Annotated in this window: 19 protein-coding genes; 7 read left to right on the forward strand and 12 right to left on the reverse strand. The window is 57.4% G+C overall.

Features of this window, described 5'->3' with window-relative positions; translation table 11 throughout:
• Positions 1-76: 76 nt before the first annotated feature.
• From HY011_30775 to HY011_30805, 7 genes are all read right to left on the reverse strand, one after another.
• Positions 77-727 (reverse strand): hypothetical protein, encoded by a 651-nt coding sequence (locus tag HY011_30775; GenBank protein ID MBI3427333.1) that lies wholly within the window; start codon positions 725-727, stop codon positions 77-79.
• A gap of 746 nt (positions 728-1473) precedes the next feature.
• Positions 1474-2841, reverse strand: coding sequence for a DUF1501 domain-containing protein (locus tag HY011_30780; GenBank protein MBI3427334.1), 1368 nt, complete (start codon positions 2839-2841; stop codon positions 1474-1476).
• Positions 2842-2856: 15 nt separating this feature from the next.
• Positions 2857-4557: a DUF1800 domain-containing protein gene (locus tag HY011_30785; GenBank protein MBI3427335.1), complete on the reverse strand. Its 1701-nt coding sequence runs from the start codon at positions 4555-4557 to the stop codon at positions 2857-2859.
• A 457-nt stretch (positions 4558-5014) separates the two neighbouring features.
• Positions 5015-5230: a type II toxin-antitoxin system HicB family antitoxin gene (locus tag HY011_30790; protein MBI3427336.1), complete on the reverse strand. Its 216-nt coding sequence runs from the start codon at positions 5228-5230 to the stop codon at positions 5015-5017.
• The gene (locus tag HY011_30795) at positions 5227-5415 is read right to left on the reverse strand and encodes a type II toxin-antitoxin system HicA family toxin (GenBank protein ID MBI3427337.1); all 189 of its coding nucleotides are present in this window, start codon (positions 5413-5415) and stop codon (positions 5227-5229) included. The genes HY011_30790 and HY011_30795 overlap by 4 nt, the downstream gene beginning before the upstream one ends.
• A 23-nt stretch (positions 5416-5438) precedes the next feature.
• Entirely contained in the window at positions 5439-7358 is a 1920-nt protein-coding gene (locus tag HY011_30800) for a hypothetical protein (GenBank protein MBI3427338.1), read from the reverse strand.
• A gap of 216 nt (positions 7359-7574) precedes the next feature.
• Complete coding sequence (locus tag HY011_30805) at positions 7575-8123, reverse strand: hypothetical protein (GenBank protein ID MBI3427339.1); 549 nt, start codon at positions 8121-8123, stop codon at positions 7575-7577.
• Positions 8124-8346: 223 nt separating this feature from the next.
• Here HY011_30805 and HY011_30810 point away from each other — a divergent pair, with 223 nt between their 5' ends.
• Both HY011_30810 and HY011_30815 read left to right on the forward strand, forming a co-directional pair.
• Positions 8347-8682: a type II toxin-antitoxin system RelE/ParE family toxin gene (locus HY011_30810; protein ID MBI3427340.1), complete on the forward strand. Its 336-nt coding sequence runs from the start codon at positions 8347-8349 to the stop codon at positions 8680-8682.
• A gap of 46 nt (positions 8683-8728) precedes the next feature.
• Entirely contained in the window at positions 8729-8974 is a 246-nt protein-coding gene (locus HY011_30815; GenBank protein ID MBI3427341.1) for a hypothetical protein, read from the forward strand.
• 58 nt (positions 8975-9032) lie between these two features.
• Here HY011_30815 and HY011_30820 read toward each other — a convergent pair whose 3' ends face one another.
• Complete coding sequence (locus HY011_30820; GenBank protein ID MBI3427342.1) at positions 9033-9875, reverse strand: hypothetical protein; 843 nt, start codon at positions 9873-9875, stop codon at positions 9033-9035.
• A gap of 71 nt (positions 9876-9946) precedes the next feature.
• On the opposite strand from HY011_30820, the gene HY011_30825 reads away from it, so the two are divergent.
• Genes HY011_30825 through HY011_30840 form a run of 4 tightly spaced genes read left to right on the forward strand, consistent with a single transcriptional unit; the run spans position 9947 to position 13842 of the window.
• Positions 9947-11359, forward strand: coding sequence for a radical SAM protein (locus HY011_30825; GenBank protein MBI3427343.1), 1413 nt, complete (start codon positions 9947-9949; stop codon positions 11357-11359).
• Positions 11356-13146 carry a tail fiber domain-containing protein gene (locus HY011_30830; GenBank protein ID MBI3427344.1) on the forward strand — a complete coding sequence of 597 codons (1791 nt, stop codon included), beginning with the start codon at positions 11356-11358 and terminating at the stop codon, positions 13144-13146. The genes HY011_30825 and HY011_30830 overlap by 4 nt, the downstream gene beginning before the upstream one ends.
• A gap of 52 nt (positions 13147-13198) precedes the next feature.
• Positions 13199-13450, forward strand: a complete 252-nt coding sequence (locus HY011_30835; protein ID MBI3427345.1) for an antitoxin family protein — start codon at positions 13199-13201, stop codon at positions 13448-13450.
• A complete protein-coding gene (locus HY011_30840; GenBank protein ID MBI3427346.1) occupies positions 13447-13842 on the forward strand; it encodes a type II toxin-antitoxin system VapC family toxin in 396 nt (131 codons plus the stop codon). The genes HY011_30835 and HY011_30840 overlap by 4 nt, the downstream gene beginning before the upstream one ends.
• A gap of 76 nt (positions 13843-13918) precedes the next feature.
• Here HY011_30840 and HY011_30845 read toward each other — a convergent pair whose 3' ends face one another.
• Positions 13919-14860, reverse strand: a complete 942-nt coding sequence (locus HY011_30845) for a serine/threonine protein kinase (GenBank protein MBI3427347.1) — start codon at positions 14858-14860, stop codon at positions 13919-13921.
• A gap of 110 nt (positions 14861-14970) precedes the next feature.
• Between HY011_30845 and HY011_30850 the strand changes: the two genes are divergently transcribed.
• Entirely contained in the window at positions 14971-15555 is a 585-nt protein-coding gene (locus HY011_30850; protein ID MBI3427348.1) for an RNA polymerase subunit sigma-70, read from the forward strand.
• A gap of 25 nt (positions 15556-15580) precedes the next feature.
• Here HY011_30850 and HY011_30855 read toward each other — a convergent pair whose 3' ends face one another.
• From HY011_30855 to HY011_30865, 3 genes are read right to left on the reverse strand one after another with little or no spacing between them, the layout of a single operon-like run.
• Entirely contained in the window at positions 15581-16846 is a 1266-nt protein-coding gene (locus HY011_30855; GenBank protein MBI3427349.1) for an ABC transporter permease, read from the reverse strand.
• A complete protein-coding gene (locus tag HY011_30860; protein MBI3427350.1) occupies positions 16843-17277 on the reverse strand; it encodes a hypothetical protein in 435 nt (144 codons plus the stop codon). The genes HY011_30855 and HY011_30860 overlap by 4 nt, the downstream gene beginning before the upstream one ends.
• Before the next feature lies 1 nt (position 17278).
• Positions 17279-18508, reverse strand: coding sequence for an ABC transporter permease (locus HY011_30865; GenBank protein ID MBI3427351.1), 1230 nt, complete (start codon positions 18506-18508; stop codon positions 17279-17281).
• Between the last annotated feature and the right edge of the window lie 3 nt (positions 18509-18511).

Raw genomic sequence — 18511 nt, forward strand, 5'->3', positions numbered from 1 at the left:
GACTTACTGAAGTAACAAATCTAAGTGGGCGCGCAAAGAACTGCGCGCCCACTTAGTTACTCACGCCTGCGAGCTATTAGCAGGAAGGCGAGATAAAGGAGATTTTCGTGCAAGGATCGCACTCTGCCGGAGTATGGCCATTACAACCAGTCGGGACATCACCATATTCCGCTGGGCCAATGCCATTATTTACTGAATTCCAGTTTTCATCGTACAAATCACAGTTGCACGGTGCACAGTAATGTGAGCCTGTTTGATACCCGTGAAAGCACCCACAACCAAAGAGCTCGGCTCCTGGACGGAAGCTGGCAGGTTGCGCCTTGAACTGACCTGTGAGTTGACCAATCCGATTTGCAGCAATTGGCACCCAGTGATTGGGATCATTCGGGTCTTGCCGGTGAATCAAGCCATACTTCCAACTCGTGGCGTTAGCCAGTTCCACCAGATCAACCCGCACCAGCACACGCACCGTGCCGCCTAAATCAGCGACCGTTTTGCGGAAACTCGCCGAGTTATTGGCCAGCACCGCTACTGTCTGTTCGGCACCGGCGGGTACACCTTTAAGCGGCGCACCACAGATTTGCGCCACAATGCGATTCGACTTTGTGTCAATGAAGCCCACGATCAATTTAGCCGACTTGATGTCAGCGTCTGAGGTGTTCTTCACCCGCAAGGCGACATTGGTGAGCAAGTCAAGGTCAGCATTGAAACTGCCATTGACCGGCACGCTGACGCCATTGCGCGCGGCTTGCACAAACTGTAACGGCGAAGGCTCTAAGCCGAGCATGATGCCGTTGCTGCTGAACGCATATTCCAGCGTGGTGTTTTGCGGCGCACGCCTGGCGGTCGTGGCGCACGGTAGACACCGCGAGAGCCGCCACAAACAACAGACAGAAGATCACGAAAACTTTTTGCACGTTTCTCATTGAATTATCTCCTCAGATGGTTGCTCCCATCCACCTTTTGGAGTTAGGATGTGTCCCGCTAAGTAACATAATCCCGTTCTCCTTTTGGTGAAGGGGAAGTTGTTAAGCAGGCCCTGTTATTACCGCAATGTGGTAACGGGGCTTTCTTTTGGGGTCAAGGCCGGTCGTGAAGACAGAACAATTTCTACTTACTCCCGGCTGTTACGAAGAAAGCGTTGTGCGGTAGCCAAAAAATAGAAAACCGGGCTGTGCTGATAACTATTTTGTTACTGATTCAATGATGTGTTAGGGGGCGACTTTGATGCTGAGGCAACTAACATAGGAGCATCAAAGCCGCAGGCAAAATAGTCCAGTCAACCCTTGGCCGTCAAGTATCTTTTTTTTCATTTTCACGCAACTAACTAACAAGAAACGGTTTATTTCTTGATTAAAACAGTGACCGCGAGCCTGCTTCTAATTTGGCTTGCCTGATTAGAAAAAGGCGGCACGATTTGCCATCTCGCACCGCCCGCATTACTACTTTCCGTCAATCGTTCCGACCATCACGTCAGATCACAAAGCCCAGATTCCGGCTGGCGAAATTCACGATGTTCGGAAAGACCCCAGCCACCGCCGTCGAAGGCAAGCCGAACCATTGCGCCAGCGTCGCGCCATACTGATCCACCGAGGTCGTCGGAATCCAGCGGCCCTCGCTGCTGGAATCATCCGGCCCGTTCAGTTGCAGCGTGGGGAAGCGTCCGTAAAAGTCGCCGCCGCGCACTGCCCCGCCCATTATCAGGTGATGGCTGCCCCAGGCGTGGTCGGTGCCCGCCCCCGCCGCCGGTTGGAAGGTGCGCCCGAAATCGGAAAGCGTGAACGCCGTCACGCCATTCGCGATGCCGAGTTCAACCGTCGCGTCATAAAACGCCTTCATCGCCTGGCTCACTTCCGTGTATAGGTTGACGTGCGCGGCCAGTTCACCGTTGTGCGTGTCGAAACCGCCAATCGAAGCGAAGAAGATTTGGCGTTGCAACCCGATGCTCGCGCGGGCTTTGATGATCTGGGCGATCTGCCGCAGTTGATTGCCCAACCCGCTACCCGGAAAAGCCGTCGTCAGTGTCACGCCATTCAGCGCCTGATTGAGCGTGTTGATGTTGTCAATTCCGGCGCGCAACACGGCGTTGTTCGCACCCACCAGCGCGTGGGCGTTGTCCTGATTCAACAGATTGCGCAACGCCTGATAGCGTGCCTTGTTCGCCACAGAATCCGAAAAACCCGCCAACGCGCTGCCGCCGCTGCCCGGCACCAGCGGACGTTGCGTGACGCCGTTGGTAAAGAGCGTCGTGCCCGCCACCGAAATTTCCATCGGGAAAAAGCTGCCGCCGTTCAGCGCGTTGGTCTGATCGGCGGTGCGTCCGCCCCAGCCGGTTGAACCGTTGCCCGGCCCTTGCGAGAGCGACGATTGCCATTGGTCTTGCTGGTCGTTGTGCGAAAACAGATTGCCAGGACGCGGCGCGCCGCCTTGAAAATCGCTCTTGGTCAACGGGCGCACCAGCGTGCCGACGTTGCAGAGCACGGCCAGCTTTTGCTGGTTATAGAGCGTCTGCAATTCGGGCATGTTCGGATGCAGGCCAAAAGCCGCGCTGTGACTGGGCGCATTGATCTGCAACAGATTCGCCTGCGGAATGTTGATGCCCGAAGCGGAACTGCGCACGGTGTTGTAAGCGGCGTAGTTCGTAAACGGAATGACCATGTTATTGGCGTCATTGCCGCCGTAGAGGAAGATGCAAACCAGCGCTTTGTAATCAGCGGCTTTTTGCTGCACCGCCGCGCTGGCGACGCCGAGTTGTTCCAGTTTGGCGAAGCTCGACACGAGCGCCGCCGCGCTCAGGCCGCAGCCCGTATTGCGTAAAAAGTTTCTGCGTGAATTGTTCATCGTGTTCACCCCCTGTTATCTCTGCACTTGATATTGCGACGAAGCCGCGACCAGATAGATGGCCGTTTGTGCGCGCCGCTTCAGATCGGTCGCAGCAACGGCGTTGATGGCGTTCAGGATTTCTGTGCGCATCGCGGCGGACATCGTCCCGTGCAACAACAAGCGGTTCAGCTTGTCGAGCAACGCGTTGGGATTCGCGGCCAGCGCGATGCAAGCATCCAGATTCAACTGCGTCCCGGCAGGCGCGGCTTCGCCAAAGCGGCCAAAGACGGCCTTGTTGACGAAGTTGGCGTGCGCCACTGCGGTTGAGGTGGATTGAATGCCGAACTCCGGCCCGTAAACGGTCGTGCCCGGCACGATGTATTCCGCCGGGAAGTAGCTGAACACCGTGGGCGGGACAAACAGGCTCTGGCTCATCCCACGCGCCGCACTCGCCATCGCGCCATCGCTGGCCGCATTGAAAGCCCGCAAAACGTTCGTGACGAATTGCAGCGGCTCGCGCAACTTGCCGTACTTCGCATCAGTCTTGACCACGCCGCGCGCTTCGCTGTCGAGCAGAATGGCGCGCACGACGGCTTTCAGGTCGCCGCGCACGCCCGCGCCGTTGTTGTTGAAGGCCGCCGCGACGCGCTGCACATAACCGGGCGAAGGGTTGCTGGTGACGAGCGAGTGAATCAGCCGCGTTGCGAGGAACGGGCCGACGTTCGGGTGATAAAAGATGTTGTCCAACGCCTGCTGCAAATCCTGCTCGCCGGTTTGATCAGCGGGCAGTTGCGGGAAACGCGCGTTGGGATATTGCAACAGCGTCTTGGCCGTCTTGGCGTGCTGTTCGTCCACGCCTTGCGCGTTGCGATAGAGAATCATCGGCGCCACGTAATTGCGCGGGTTTTTCCATTTCGACACCGCGCCCGGCAAGGGCGCATAAGTCCAGCCGGTGAAGGTGAACGCAAAGCCTTCGATGGTCTCTTGCGTGTAGGTGGGAATCGGATTGCCCGCGTTGTCTTTTTTCACGCTGCCGTCCGGATTAAGCAGTACCGTGCCGACCGAGAACAGCTGTAGCACCTCGCGGCCATAGTTCTCGTTGGGTTCGACGCCAGTGCGCGGATTAGGCTTGGCGTTGTTAACCATATCCAGATAATCGCCCATCGCCGGATTGAGCGTGATCTGTTGCAGGATGTCGCGGTAATTGCCCAGCGCGTTGTTAAACAGAATGTTCAGGTATTGCGCCTGCGCCCACGGTTGCGAAACCGTGTTGGCCGAAACGACCAGAATTTCGTGCAGCGCAAAGGCCATGCGCTGGCGCAATTGATCCGGCCCGTTCAGCGCGTTCTGAAAGAAGCGCACCTGCAACGGATACATCGTGTAAGTGTCGCGCACACATGTTGCCGGGCTGCCCGCCGGACAGCCGTCGCATTGATTGGCGGGCGGCACGGCCAGATTTGGATAACCCGTCACCGGCGCGCTGAATTGTTCGCGCAACCACGCCTCAAAGCCCAGGCTTTGCACGCGCGCGATCTGCGCATCGGTTGGCCCCCAGGTGGCCTGTTCTAAAAACCGCACGCCATCCGCTTCGGCGGGCGGCGTCGTGGTTTGACCCAACGCGGTCACAGCGGCCAGTTGTCCCAGCAAGAGCGCCGCGCACAAACACGCCGCCAGGCCACGCGGAACCGCACGGCGCCCGCGCGGCAGCGCATGACAAAAGACAAGTCGTTTCATAAAGCTCCTCTGTTTGTTAGCTGAAGACGCGCGCTCACATTGGCTGCGGTTAGGCAAGGCAGAGCTTCGCCCAGCCGTAGCGATAGGATTTCAGCGGCGGCTTCAATGAATTGATTTCAGGTTCGGTGAAAGAACCGGTTCAGGTAGAGGAAAAAGGGCAGTCAGGGCACATCTCCATCCGGCATTTCGCAACGCAGACCAAAAGCAACAGCACCACGGACATTCCTCCACCGAGCAAAAGCCGTGCGTTCAAAATGCGAATGGGGGCATCAATGAGTTAAAAAATTAAGTGGGTCGTACTGTGCGGCAATAAAGTAAAGATTCGCGCGGGAGAGTGTGAGAAGCCGAATCTGCTTTTGGGTGATTGCCAACGCGGCGGAGCATAGCACAGGAGTTTGAGACTTTGGGCGAAAAGTTAGCGGGATAAACATTAAATCGCCAGCTTCCGCCCGCGAATTCACGCGGCGATTTCGATATAAGCGGAAGAGCTGCTTGGTTCTGGAAGCGCATAACCTTCCAATTGCATCCCTTCCAGATGAAATTCCAGCGCCTCTTGAAAGTTACGCTCAACCTCAGCGCGCGTGGCGCCCGTCGAAGCGCATCCCGGCACGTCTGGCGAATAAGCCGAATAGCCGGTGCTGGTCCTTTCGATGACGATCAAATACTTCTTCATACTTTCAATCCTGCCTGTTTGAGAATGTTGTTCAATGTGCCTGGCGCGAGTTCATCACCAGGCTTGCCGGGAATCGTGACCAAGCCTGATTTTGCCGGATGTTTGTATTGGTGATGACTACCTCTGGTTCTTACCCAATACCAGCCATCCTGCTCAATCAGTCTTATCACCTCTCGTACTTTCATGCTTCATTCGGCTAACCGGTGTGTCAATTCTTCGGCTTCCCTGCGCGCTGCTCTTTCGCCTTCACTGCTTCGTCATACGCGCCGCCTTCGACCTTGCCCAGTTTGAGCGCCAGTTCGTAGGCCGCCAGCGCATCCGCCGAATTCTTGGCCGCGTCGTCGGCTTTGTCCGCCGCCGTTTGCGCCTCGGCGATGAAGTCGAGAATCTTGCCCGCCGCGACATAGGCGCGTTGCGCCAGCCACTTTTCCGTCTCGGGCGAAGCGCTTTCGGCAGCTTGTTTGTAAAGCTCGACGGCGGCGTAAAGTTCGACTTCGAGTTCGCTGCTGTCAGTCAGCGTGCTGGCCTGTTTGCTGGTGACTTCGGCCAGGCCGAAGAGCACGCGGGCGTTGTTGGGGCGCTCTTTTTTGGCGGCGTCAAGCACGGCCTTGGCGTCGGCGTATTTGCGCGCGCGAATCATCTGGTCGGCTTCTCTCAAGCGCGCAATCAATCCCTCGTCGGCATTGGAAATCGTGGGCGGCGGCACAGGCGCGCTGGCGGCTTCGAGCCGGGCCTGCTTCAAACGCGCGAAACGTTGCGCGTATTCGTCCAGCCGCTTGGCCTCTTTGTCGAATTCGATGTTCGCCAACAGGTCGCCGTAATAATCGCGAATGTTCACGCCGACTGGTTCATAGGCCTTCATCTTTTCATAAAAATTGAAGACCAAGACCGCGCCGTGTTCATAGCCCAGACTCAATTCATAAAGCGCTTCGTCTTCTTTCAACTGCCGCCGCGTCGCCAGTCCCAGCGCCGCCATGCGCGCATCGGTCGCGCGCACCAGCGAATCGGTAATGAGGAAATAGGCACTGCGGCTGGCGTATTCCTGATCCAGTTTATCGCCGCGCGTTTCCATCAATTGCTTGAGCGGCGTCGCGATGGCGCGCACTTCCTTGACCTGTTTTTCGGCCAATGGGTCAAGCACGAAGTTCAGAAACGCGCGCCGCATCGCATCCACATTCGGTTCGCTGGTCGGTCCCAGCAACAAAAAGTAATCGTCGCGCACGATGCGCAAATTGGCCGTGCCCGTGGCGTTGAGCAGATCGGGAATGATGTAAAAGCGGCGCAGGCGATTGGTGTTATCACCCGCCAAATCTTTTAAGGCCGCCCGGCGCGCGGCTTCTTTGCGCTCATCGTCGGTTTTGGGTTTCGCACCTTTGGGCAGGTTTTTCTCTTTTTCCTTCTCTTCCTTTTCCTTCACGGCCATCAGCACTTTCAACTCCGCTTCCGAGCGGCGCACGACATAGAGCGGCGGCAATTCCAGGATCGGCTCGGTGTGCAGATACGCCAGCGTCGTACCAATCGCGGCGCCCGCCATTTGCGGATAGGTCGCGGCAGTTTTCATGTACGCCTCGACGTATTTCGGCAGCAGTTTGGTGAAGCCGGCTTCGCGGTAAAACTCTTCGAGCAGCAGCGCGAAATCAGTGATCTCGCGCACGTCGTCCGGCAACCGGTCAGCCGGCACGTCAATCGTGAAGGCCGGCGGTTCGGTCAGCGTCAGCGCCAGACTCAGGTATGAGGCAACCGTCACGACATCGGCGCGCCCTTTGCGATGCGCCAGCAAGTGGTCGCGCATCCGTCGCACGACAGAAGGATTCAGGTCTTTCAAATCCTCACGAATCAGACGCCGCCACTCATTCAACGGGCGATTGCCCGATTCGTAATCGTAGCCCGCCACATTCAGCGCGGCCATCATCACGATCACGCGTTTGTCCACGCCGATGTTGGTGTTGACATCGGCCAGCGTCGGATCAACCTTGTCAGCCAAGCGCACCTTGCCTGGCGCAGCCGGTTTGGCGGGCGGCGGCGTCTGTGGCGCGGATGTTTTGGCTTTGTCCGGCGTTTGCGCACCACCGAGCAGCGCCAAGCCGGTGAGCAGCAAGAGAGAAACAATCGTTTTGTAGAAAGACATAAAACTAAATTCCGTTCGTGATGAAATTAGCCCGTGCGGGCGCTGCAATAAACATCAGGAAGAGATTTTCACCACGAAGCGACGAAGAGCACGAAGCGGTTGGGAAGATATACTGAAAAGTTGCTTGTCTTCTCTTCGTCCGCTTCGTTTCTTCGTGGTTCAATTTCCTTGAGGTCTACAGTTGCAGGGTGAACGCCACAACCGCGCGATGTTGCATCAAGCTTTCGCGCCGTAAAGCTGCGGCAACAAATGGCGGCAGCGCGCTTGCATCCCCTTCGTGCCAGTGCGCATTTTCTGTTCGACCAGCCAGGTCACCTCTTCGCGCAACTCGGCGTCTCGTAATGCCAGCCTCGTCAGGCCTGTCAGCGCGCTCACGCTCAGCGCATTCTGCGGACTGTCAGCCAACTCGCGCAACCGCTCAGCGGCGCGCGCGCGTTCCTGCTGGTTCAACGGCAAGCGCGGCACGATGGCGCAGATGCGATAGAGCACATACCAGCGCGGCTGTTCCGCCAATTCGTCGAGCAGAATTTCTTTGTACGGCGCGAACCAGGCGGGCTGCCGTTCGCTGACCAATTCCAAGGCCATCGCCGCGCGTTTGCTGGTGCCATTGTCGGCGCTCAGCAAACATTCCATCAACTCGTCGAACAAGTCTGCGTTGTGCAACACCAACTCGGCGACGTGCAGCGTGTGCCCCTCGGCATACCAAACGCCTGCGGTGAGCAATTCGGTGATCGTTGGGGAATGTTTGTTGGTCGTGTGCCGCATTTGCGTCAAGCATCTTAACCGACCTCGGCGACAATCCGTAGCAAGCTCAAGCAGATTGCGCTACGGCTGGCGCGCCAAGACAACCGCGCGCGCGCGGGACTTTTCGAGCGAGTGCGAGTAATCTTTGTCTCGTGTGATGAAAAGGAGCGATGGTGAGGTCTTGGCTTGTACCTGGGAAGGCGGCGAAAAAGCGTGCCTGGCGTCAAGCTAAAGCGCTAGACTTATGTTTGATGGTCAGCCAAAACAAGTGGAGGTGCATGATGGCGAGGCTTTCGAGAAATGGCGCGAATCGCTGCCCTACACGACGCAACGCTTATTGAATAAGCGTCTGGTGCGCTTGGAAGCGGGAAACCCCGGCAAGCCTGAAATCGGCTGGAAAGCGCTAGGTGATGGCGTCTACGAATTGAAAATTGATGATGGCGTCGGCTACCGCGTGTACTTCGCCTTCAGCGGAGTACACATCATCCTGTTACTGTTTGGCGGCGCGAAGCCGAAGCAAAATGCAGACATTCAAGCAGCTAAAAAGCTGTGGGCTGAAATTCAATCAACGTCATGCTAATAAAAAAGGCGCTTATCAAGGTTGATTAAAAACAAGAGGAATAGTTATGCGAGCTACATGGGCTGAGATAATCGAAGCTGATCTTAAAAACAAACCGGCGTCTTACGCGGCTGATTTCTTGCGCGACGCCTTGGCCGACGATGAACCCGGCACGCTGATTGTCGCCATGCAGCATGTTTCGCGGGCGCGCGGCGGCATTGACGATCTAGGCTTGAGCTATGAAGAGAAAGCGCAAATTGCCACTGCTATGGGACGCAGTCTTGGCGCTTATCCTGTGCTACAGGCCGCTTGAGGTGAGTACCTACGTAGACGCACAGCCGATCAGCGCATAACCATTGATTGCCGTCTTATTACGGTTGCCGCGCCAGCACGACTTCGCGCCGCCGCCGCGCAAAGTCGAAGAGCGCGGGTTGTTGCGTCTTGCCCTCCGCCAACTCGCGCGGGTCGAAGGTGCCGCGCAGGCATCCGTCTTTCATCTCAGCATACAACTGCGGCACGCGCTCGACGCCGTAGCCCAGCCATTCCGTCAGCAGGATTTCATGGTCGCGCGGCTTGTAATCGGCCTGCCAGGCCGTAAGCCCGTCCACCAGCAGCGCGCGCATCAGCAAACCCAAGCCGCCCTTTTCCAGCGCGACGTTGTCGGCTTGCGTCGCCGTCAGGATGCGCATGCCTTTGTCATACGACAACTGCCCCAGGCCGCGGCTGCCCATCGGCCCCGGTTTGAAATCGGTGCCCTCGATGGCCGCCGCCGAGTGGCAGGCGTCTACGATCAGCACCAACTCGCCCGCGTCTACGTCGCGCAGCCAGCGCGACAACTCATCCGACGAGATGCAACGGCGGCGGAACTCCGGCGACTTGAGGTCAGCCGTACCACTGTCCGAGGCGACGAGATAAAAGATGCCGTCGCTGTCGGAGTAGCCGTGACTCGACGCCGAGATCAGCATCAAATCTTCGGGTCGCGCCGCGCGCAATTTGTCCGCGTTGGGAATCTGTTTGAGCAAGGCCGCGTCCAAGTCCCTGTCTGGCTGCCGCCCCGCCAGCACATCCAGCACGGCGCGCAGATGCGCTTTCGTAGCGGTGTTTTCGGTGACGCGCTTGCCCGGCGCGTACTTCCTCGACGGTTGCATCGTGCGCACGTCCGCGAGGGTTACGATGTAAGTTGCCTGCGCAGCATATTGAGAGAAAAACGCCATTCCGATTGGCGTAACGAAAGCAACGCTGTATAGTCCGCCGCGTACCGAGTCAATTGCCAGGAGGCGGTTCAATGCCCATCAATTCTTCAATCCCGATTATCTCTGCGGAGTTGTTTACCATCCCGCTGGAAGACAACCGATACGTTGTTTATGCGCCGTTGCGCCGTGCCGCTTTTGTCGCCAATGCCAGCGTGGTGAATCTGCTGGCCGATCTCAAGGCAGGCTGCTTCGATCAAGCCGCTGACCACGACGGCTCGCTGGTCGAATTTCTGCGACGGCTCGAAATCCTCGACGCGCCGCCGGAACAACGGCCCATCACCGAATTCAGCGGCGACCCGGAACCGACCTCCGTCACCTTGTTCCTGACCACGGCTTGCAATCTACGTTGCACCTATTGCTACGCTTCAGCAGGCGACACGCCGACGAAGCACATGCCGCTCGATGTCGCCAAACGCGGCATTGATTTCGTAGCGGCCAACGCAGTCAAAAAGGGGCTGCCGGAATTTGAGATTGCCTATCACGGCGGCGGCGAGCCGACAGTCAACTGGCGCGTGATGACGGAATCGCTCAAGTATGCGCGGGAGAAGGCCGCCGCGTTGAACCTGGAAGTGCGCGCCGCCTCCGCCTCGAACGGCGTGCTCAGCGACACGCAGATTGATTGGATCATCGCCAATCTGCACAGCGTCAACATCTCGTTTGACGGTCTGCCGTCGGCGCACGACAAACATCGGTTGACCGTGCTGGGGCAAGGCTCCAGCCATTTGGTCATGCACACGATTCGCCGCTTCGACAAAGCGAAGTTCCCCTACGGTCTGCGGGTGACAGTCACGCGAGATCAGATTGCGCAACTGCCGGACTCCATCGAATTCATCTGCGCGAATTTCAACGTCGAGAGCATACAGGTCGAGCCTGCTTATCAATTGGGGCGCTGGACAACCGCGCCCTCGGCTGAGACCGATGAGTTCATCGCGGCCTACCGCGAAGCCCAAGCGCGCGCCCAAGCGCACGGACGCGCGATCAGCTATTCCGCCGCGCGCCTGGGACTGCTGACCAATCACTTCTGCGGCATCACGCAAGACAGCTTCGCGCTCTCGCCGGACGGCAACGTGTCGTCTTGTTACGAAGTCTTTGCGGAAGACAACCCGTGGGCGAAGGTCTTCTTTTACGGCGTGCCGGAGCCGGAAGCGGGCAAGTACCGCTTCAATCTGCCTGTGCTGAACAACCTGCGCGGCCTGGCCGTCCAGCACCGCGAATTCTGTCAGGGCTGTTTCGCCAAGTGGTCGTGCGCGGGCGATTGTTATCACAAGGCCTTGACCATCAGCGGCACTGAAGAGTTTCAAGGCTCAGACCGCTGCCACATCACGCGCGAGCTGACGAAGGATCAGATTCTGGAAAAGATTGCCGCGTCGGGCGGGCTGTTTTGGCACGAAGGGCGCTTGGCCGATGAGAACGCGATTGCGAAAGGAAAGGAGTTGTTTGTATGAAGATCGAAAGACCGCAATTTGAGTTGACACGAGTGTATGCGGATGGAACCAGAGAAGCGCCGGAGATTGTGCCAGTAACACAGATGCCTTGGGATACCAAGATGGAAAGGCGCGGATTTCTGGGCGTGGGGGTAGGAGTGGCATCAGTGCTGCTACTGGTTGACGGGAAGGCAACGGCACAAAGTGCGGGCGGTCAGCAACAATCCGGCTTAAACAACGACAAAAAAGTATTGCCAACGCGCGTGCCTTTCTTAACCCTAAGGGCACATGGTGAAGCCGTTCGCGCCTTAGTGATAAGTCCTGATCGAAAAGTTTTAGCCTCCAGTTCTCTGGATAGCATGATCAAGATATGGGCAATACCGGAGGGCAAGCTACTTGCTACTCATGAAAGTAAAGACTTGTTGGATAGTAAGGCCTTGGCAATTAGCCCCGACGGAAAGATTTTGGCCTCAAGTGGGATTGTAGCCACTAAATTATGGGCATTACCAGAAGGCAAGCTCTTGGCCGCTCTCAAAACTGATTGGCTGACGGAGGTACTGGCGTTTAGCCCCGATGGAAAGACATTGTTCACGTCAGGCAGCATAAAGGGAATCATTCAGTTCTGGCAGGTTCCCAGCAATAAACTTTTGAGCACGCTTAAGGTTAGCAATGAAGCGTCAGTCCACTCCTTAGCGATTACCCCAGATGGAAAGACACTGATTGTTGGCCTCCATGATGGAGCTATTCAGTTTTGGGCCTTACCGGAACGTAAGCTCCTGGCAACCATTAAGGGGCACGAAAAGTATGTTTCAATGCTGGCAATTAACTCCGATGGAAAATCCTTTGTTTCGAGTTCTTGGAGCGACGACAGCATCAAATTATGGTCTCTGCCGGCAGGTAAACCCCTCGCAACTATTGCTGAAGAAAACAACCGAGTCACAGCACTAGCCATTAGTCCCGATGGAAAGACGCTGGCTAGTGCTGACAAATTCCATAAGATCAAGTTATGGTCTTTGCCTGATGGTAAGTTGTTAGGCAATATTGCTGCTGGGCTCGGAAATGGAAGGGAGGTCAAGGCATTGGCAATCAGTTCTGATGGAAAGATGTTGGTATCGGGCGACAGTGATGGCGTAATCATTTTATGGGATCTGGAACAGCGATCTTTCCTCACATTCTTATTTGACCCCAAGTCAAATGCGAATGATGCGCTCATCTTCAACGTATACGACAGCATTACGAATCAACCCATTACTTATACTCTGCCTTGTGGCTCACCTATTCCCCCAGGAGCGGTTTGCACGTGTAACTGCGTTCCTGGAACTTTCAACTTGCCAACTTCCGGAGGTGGCGGAGGTGGCGGAGGTGGCGGAGGTGGCGGTGGCGGAGGTGGCGGAGGCACGATATGCACGTGCAACAAAGTCTGCACCTGCATTCCTGTGCCTTCTGACCGCGCCATCAAAGAAGCCTTCGAGACCACCGACCCGCTGCTGATTCTGCAACGCTTGTCCGAACTGCCCATCCAAACCTGGAACTACAAGTGGAATGACGCTGCCATCCGCCACATCGGGCCGATGGCGCAAGACTTCGCGGCGGCCTTTGCCGTCGGGGAAGACGACAAACACATCTGCCCGGTGGATGCGCAGGGCGTCGCCTTGGCGGCGATTCAGGGGCTGTACCGGATCGTGCGCGAGAAAGACGCCCAAACCGCCAGCTTGCAGGCGCAGTTGCAACGCCAACAGGCGGAGAATCAGGAACTGAAAGCCCGACTCGAAGCACTGGAACGTTTGGTCAAGCCGCTGGTGAAATGAGGCGAACCGAGATTGAGCCGTCGAGCAAAGAACACGAAAGGATGCCGATAAAATGACTACCACAATGGAAGCCGTCTTCGAACAAGGCGTATTGCGTCCGCTCAAGCCGCTGGACTGGGCTGAAGGAACGCGTGTCGAACTCACAGTGGTGACGGCGATGCCTGCGCGACAGCCTTACGAAATCCTGTCGGCCATCGCCGCGCTGCCGCTGGAAGTCACGCGCGAAGAACACGCCGGACGTGACCACGACGGCTTTCTATACGGAGGGCTTTATGGCGGGCAGGAGGGCGAGGAACAGCCATGATCTTCGTGGACACCGGCGCTTGGTTTGCGATGTCCGTGCCGTCAGATCAAGACCACGCCGCCATCGCTCAATGTTTCAGCCAGACTGCGGAACCGCTATTCACCACCGACTATGTAGTGGACGAGACGTTGACGCTCTTGCGCGCACGCGGCTACGGTCAGCGGGCTTTGGCCTTGGGCGCGGAGTTCTTCAGCGGTTCTATTGCCGAGCTTCATTACCTTGACGAAGACGAGATACGAGCGGCTTGGGAAGTCTTTCGCCGCTACGCCGATAAACAATGGAGCTTCACCGATTGCGCCAGCAAGGTGGTGATGGAACGGCTGCGCATCACCCAGGCCATCTCACTCGATCATCACTTTCGTCAGTTTGGCAATCTTTACGTTTTGCCGTAGCTGAGTCCTCTTGTTTCAGCAGTGCCGCCAGCACAATCGCCGCTCGTGATGCGGCGCACCGTGATGTTGGCCGGTTTCAGATCGCGCCAGCAACAGTGTGGATGACGCCCAGCGCGTAAACATCGCTGGCGGGCGTCACGTCACGTCCGGTCAATTGCTCCGGCGACATGTAATGCAGCATACCAGCGATCTGGCCGGCGATCTGGCCTAAGACGGTGCTTTGGCCGTGGACGCGCACGATGCCGAAGTCTATGACTTTGACCAGCCATTCGTCGTGTGTGGCATCGGGCGCGGCGTCGGTTTGAATCATCAGGTTTTCCGGCTTCAGGTCGCGGTGAATCAGCTTTCGGTCGTGAATGGCGGTCACGGCGCGTCCGGTTTGCCGTATGACCTCAGCCGTTTCGGCGAATTCCATCTGGTGGTTGTCGCGTTCTTTGAGCAAGCGCCGCAAGTTCGCGCCCGCGATGAATTCGACGACGAGGTAATCTTCGCCCGTCGCCAGCTTGCCTTTGTCCAGCACGCTCGCCACGTTGGGATGATTCACCTTCGCCTGGGCAGCGGCTTCGTCACGAAACTTTTTGACGAGCCAGGCCTGTTGGGGATGCTCTTGCGAAGCCTTTTTCAGCACTTTGACGACGACCTGCTTGCCCAGCGTCGTGTCTTCGGCAAGGTAAACTTCGCCGATGCCGCCCGCGTCGAGCGCATCCACAATGCGGTAGCGCTTGCCGATCAAGTCGCCTGCGTTCAACAAAGCCATATCAATCCTCCCGGTTGGTTCATCTTCAGCCAGCGCCTGCAGCGCCAGCGTGAGGGCGTGATCCAATAACGTATCTGCTGCGTTGCGATTGTCATGCGCGAGCAGCGAAGCCACTTCGCGTTGCAAGGCAGCGTCGCCCGCACACTCGTGCGCAAGGAAGCCAGCGCGTTCGGCGGCGGGCAGGGCGAGCGCGGCTGCGTAAAGTTCTTCTACCTTGCGCCAACGCGCGTCGGCGAGCGGCGGTGAATCAGCTTGCGGCATCACGAATTTTCCCTCCCGCTTCCTCAACGCGACGAAAGCCGCCTGAGTCCGTCAAAAAAAGTTTTGGGGTAAGATGTTTCCTCTTTCCGGGCAACTACGAGGAATCGGCTATGGAACCAGCGGGCGACATTACACAACTGTTACAGGCTTGGGCACAAGGCGACGAGGCGGCGTTTGAACGCTTGAAGCCATTGGTCGAGCGCGAATTGCGGCTGCGGGCGAAAAGCTACAAGCGCCGCGAGTTCGCCGATGTGCGGCAGCAAACGACGGCGATCATCAACGATGTCTTCGTCAGGCTCGAAGCCCAGCGCCGCGTGCAATGGCAAAACCGTGCGCACTTTTACGCGATTGCCGCGACGTGTATGCGGCGCATTTTGTTGGATTACGTCAAGGCGCAAAACCGCCGGAAGCGCGGCGATGGCGCAGAACACGTTGCGCTTTCAGAAGCCGACGCGCTGGCGGACGAAATGTCGTTTGACCTGTTGGCGCTGGATTTGGCGTTGCAAAAGCTGGCGCGGCAAGACGCACGCAAAAGCCGGATGATCGAGATGCAGGCGTTCGGCGGCTGTACGGTCGAAGAGATTGCTGATTACTTTTGGGTTTCCAAGTCTACGATAGAGCGGGAACTGCGGCTGGCGATGGCTTGGTTGCGGCGTGAACTGGTTGGACAAGTGATGGACGTGCAGCAAGATTGAATTGGCCCGGTTCGCCTCGGCGAGCCTACTCGTACCGCAACGCTTCAATCGGATCCAACCGCGCCGCCTTCCATGCGGGCCACAACCCAAAACCAACGCCCAGCGCCACCGATACGCCGAAGCCGACCAGCGGCGCCCACAGCGGCACGTAGGTCGGCATATACAGCTTGACCAACTCTGCCACGCCCCAGCCGAACAGGATGCCGAGCAAGCCGCCCAGGCCCGTGAGCGTAGCCGCTTCGATCAGGAATTGCTGGACGATGTCGCGGCGCTTGGCACCGATGGCTTTGCGCACGCCGATCTCTTTGGTGCGTTCGGTGACGCTGACCAGCATGATGTTCATCACGCCGATGCCGCCGATGAGCAGGCCGACCGACGAAATCGCCACCATCAGCAAAAAGACGCCGCCCGTGATCGCGCCGAACTGTTCGATGATGCCTTTGGAGGTTTGCACGCCGAAGTTGTCAGGCTGGCTGTATGCCACCTTGCGCTGTTTGCGCAGCGTCTGGCGGACTTGATCTACGGCCTCGTCAAGCTGGCCCGGCTTGGCCATGGCAATGACGAAGTTTTCCTTCACGTTCGGATACATCTTGCGGACGGTCTCGTAAGGAATGTAAACCGCCTTGTTCTCATTGCCGGGGTCTTCTGCCGGCGTCATGAACAAGTCACGCTTTTTCAGCACACCGATCACGTGAAAGACGCGCCCGTTGATCGTCACTTCGCGGTCAAGCGCGTTCACATTCGGGAACAAGGTATTGGCGACGTCACGCCCGATCACGCACACATCGGCGCGCGCCATGTTTTCGCCATCGGTGAAAAAACGCCCCTCGGTGACCTCGGTCGTACCCATGCGGAAGAAGGCCGGGAAGGTGCCTTGCAAGGTCGAGTTGACCATCTCGATGTCCTGATGGCGAATCTTGACGCGCTCGGCCATCGGCCCTTGCAACCAATCCACCGGCGTCATCATGGCCGAGGCCGCTTCAACCGCCGGACATTCCTCGGCAATGGCCACGGCGTCTTCGTAACTGATCGGCTTGCGCGTGCGCTCCTCCGCCGTCGGGTTGAAGTTGAAGCCGGGATCGAATTTGAAGATGTAGATCGAATTGGTGCCGTAACTTTCAATCTCTTTGGCCACCCGTGTATTGATGCCGGAAACAAAGGCTGCAATCACGATCACCGTCATCGTGCCAACGACGACGCCGAGGATGGTGAGGAACGAGCGCAGCTTGTTCGCCACCAACGTGTCGAGGGCCATCGCCACGTTTTCGAGAAAATCAACGCGTATCATCATTCCCCTTTCTGCTTGCTGGCGCTCTTCCGCTTCGGCTTTGCTTGTTTGAGTTCGCGGCCAATCCGTGGATCGCGTTGCAAGATCAATGCGCAAGCATGCAAGGCTTGCGCTTCAAACTCCGGCGCATTCGCGGGCAACCTCAGCCACGGCGACTTGTTCAATTCTTCCAGCGGCTTCGCGCGTGCGATGGAAAATTCCGCTGCCAAACTCGCATACGCTTCGCGTGTCGTCGCCAGCCAGACGCCTTGTTGATCGGCCACCTTCTGCGGATCGAGCAGACCCTCACGATCACACAGAAACAGCATGATCTTTTCGCCGACATAAACCGCGTGGCAGCCGAACATCGGCTTGACGAGCGGCGTGAGTGGTTCCAGTTCATCCAACACAAACCGAAACGGAATCGGCTTTTTGATTGCGCGTTGCTTTGCCATATCACTCAGACCTCATCGCTTGAATCGGATCCAGACTCGCCGCCCGCCAGGCCGGATAAACGCCCGCAATCATCCCCACGCCGCCAGATACGCCCAGCGCCACCGCGACCGCCAACAACGGTAAAGCCGTCGGAATCGGCGTAAAATTCGCCACCGCCTGACTCAGCAACCACGCAATGAAGACCCCAAACGCGCCGCCAATCAGCGCCAGCGCCGTGGATTCGGCCAGGAATTGGCGAATGATGTCGCGGCGACGCGCGCCCAAGCTTTTGCGGATGCCGATCTCTTTGGTGCGTTCGGTCACGCTGACCAGCATGATGTTCATGATCACAATGCCACCCACCACCAGTGCAATCGAAGTCACCCCGACCGCCACCGTTTGAATCGTGCCGAAAATCTTTTCGCGCAAGTTGTTGACCGCGCTTGGCGTGATCAAACCGAAGTTGTCTTCGTCATTCGGATTCAAGCGCCGCCGCGTGCGCATCGCCACACGCGCCTCATCAATCGCGTCCTGATAGGTTGCGGGCGAGGTCGAAGACACTAGCAATTGCAACGAGCGCCGTGAGCCATAGATATTCAAGAACGTCGTCATCGGCAGCGTCACGAATTTGTCGCGCGATTGGCCGAAGACCGAACCGAGCGCCTTGGCTACGCCTATGATTTCAAACGGGCGGCCATCCACTTTGATCTTTTGCCCCAACGGCGAACTGGTGGGGAAGAATTCATCAGCGATGTCGGGGCCGATGAAACAGACCAGCCGCGCGCCCATTTCTTCGCCTTCGTTAAAAGCGCGGCCCTGGGCGATGTCTTTGTTTTGGATTTCGATGACGTTGGCGGTGATGGCTTGCAAACTGACGCCGATCAGATTGCGGGTGCCGAATTTCAATTCGCAGGTGTCTTGTTCCTGCGCCCCGGCGTCTTTGATTTTGTCGCCGATGCGCGCGCGGATGACCGCCAGATCGTCCATGGTCACGTCCTTGTTGCGGCGGCGTGCCTTTTCGTAATTGTCGAGGCTGGCAAAATCGTCAATCGAAAACTTCTGCACGCTGAAGGCATTGGTGCCGATGTTGGCGATCTTGTCGTCTACGTATTTATTGAAGCCTTCGATCAGCGAGACGACCACGATCACCGTGGCGACGCCGAAGATGACGCCGAGCAACGTCAGAAAGGAGCGTAGCTTGTTGGCCCAAATCGCTTGAAAGGCAAGCTTGATGGCTTCTGTGATATGCATTCG

The sequence above is a fragment of the Acidobacteriota bacterium genome (assembly GCA_016196035.1).
Lineage (GTDB): Bacteria > Acidobacteriota > Blastocatellia > RBC074 > RBC074 > JACPYM01.

Bases quoted from the DNA above. Each gene is read 5' to 3' on its own strand.
- HY011_30780 (MBI3427334.1), bottom strand. From the start codon at position 2,841: ATGAACAATTCACGCAGAAACTTTTTACGCAATACGGGCTGCGGCCTG.
- HY011_30785 (MBI3427335.1), bottom strand. From the start codon at position 4,557: ATGAAACGACTTGTCTTTTGTCATGCGCTGCCGCGCGGGCGCCGTGCG.
- HY011_30790 (MBI3427336.1), bottom strand. From the start codon at position 5,230: ATGAAGAAGTATTTGATCGTCATCGAAAGGACCAGCACCGGCTATTCG.
- HY011_30795 (MBI3427337.1), bottom strand. From the start codon at position 5,415: ATGAAAGTACGAGAGGTGATAAGACTGATTGAGCAGGATGGCTGGTAT.
- HY011_30800 (MBI3427338.1), bottom strand. From the start codon at position 7,358: ATGTCTTTCTACAAAACGATTGTTTCTCTCTTGCTGCTCACCGGCTTG.
- HY011_30805 (MBI3427339.1), bottom strand. From the start codon at position 8,123: ATGCGGCACACGACCAACAAACATTCCCCAACGATCACCGAATTGCTC.
- HY011_30810 (MBI3427340.1), top strand. From the start codon at position 8,347: ATGTTTGATGGTCAGCCAAAACAAGTGGAGGTGCATGATGGCGAGGCT.
- HY011_30815 (MBI3427341.1), top strand. From the start codon at position 8,729: ATGCGAGCTACATGGGCTGAGATAATCGAAGCTGATCTTAAAAACAAA.
- HY011_30820 (MBI3427342.1), bottom strand. From the start codon at position 9,875: ATGGCGTTTTTCTCTCAATATGCTGCGCAGGCAACTTACATCGTAACC.
- HY011_30825 (MBI3427343.1), top strand. From the start codon at position 9,947: ATGCCCATCAATTCTTCAATCCCGATTATCTCTGCGGAGTTGTTTACC.
- HY011_30830 (MBI3427344.1), top strand. From the start codon at position 11,356: ATGAAGATCGAAAGACCGCAATTTGAGTTGACACGAGTGTATGCGGAT.
- HY011_30835 (MBI3427345.1), top strand. From the start codon at position 13,199: ATGACTACCACAATGGAAGCCGTCTTCGAACAAGGCGTATTGCGTCCG.
- HY011_30840 (MBI3427346.1), top strand. From the start codon at position 13,447: ATGATCTTCGTGGACACCGGCGCTTGGTTTGCGATGTCCGTGCCGTCA.
- HY011_30845 (MBI3427347.1), bottom strand. From the start codon at position 14,860: ATGCCGCAAGCTGATTCACCGCCGCTCGCCGACGCGCGTTGGCGCAAG.
- HY011_30850 (MBI3427348.1), top strand. From the start codon at position 14,971: ATGGAACCAGCGGGCGACATTACACAACTGTTACAGGCTTGGGCACAA.
- HY011_30855 (MBI3427349.1), bottom strand. From the start codon at position 16,846: ATGATGATACGCGTTGATTTTCTCGAAAACGTGGCGATGGCCCTCGAC.
- HY011_30860 (MBI3427350.1), bottom strand. From the start codon at position 17,277: ATGGCAAAGCAACGCGCAATCAAAAAGCCGATTCCGTTTCGGTTTGTG.
- HY011_30865 (MBI3427351.1), bottom strand. From the start codon at position 18,508: ATGCATATCACAGAAGCCATCAAGCTTGCCTTTCAAGCGATTTGGGCC.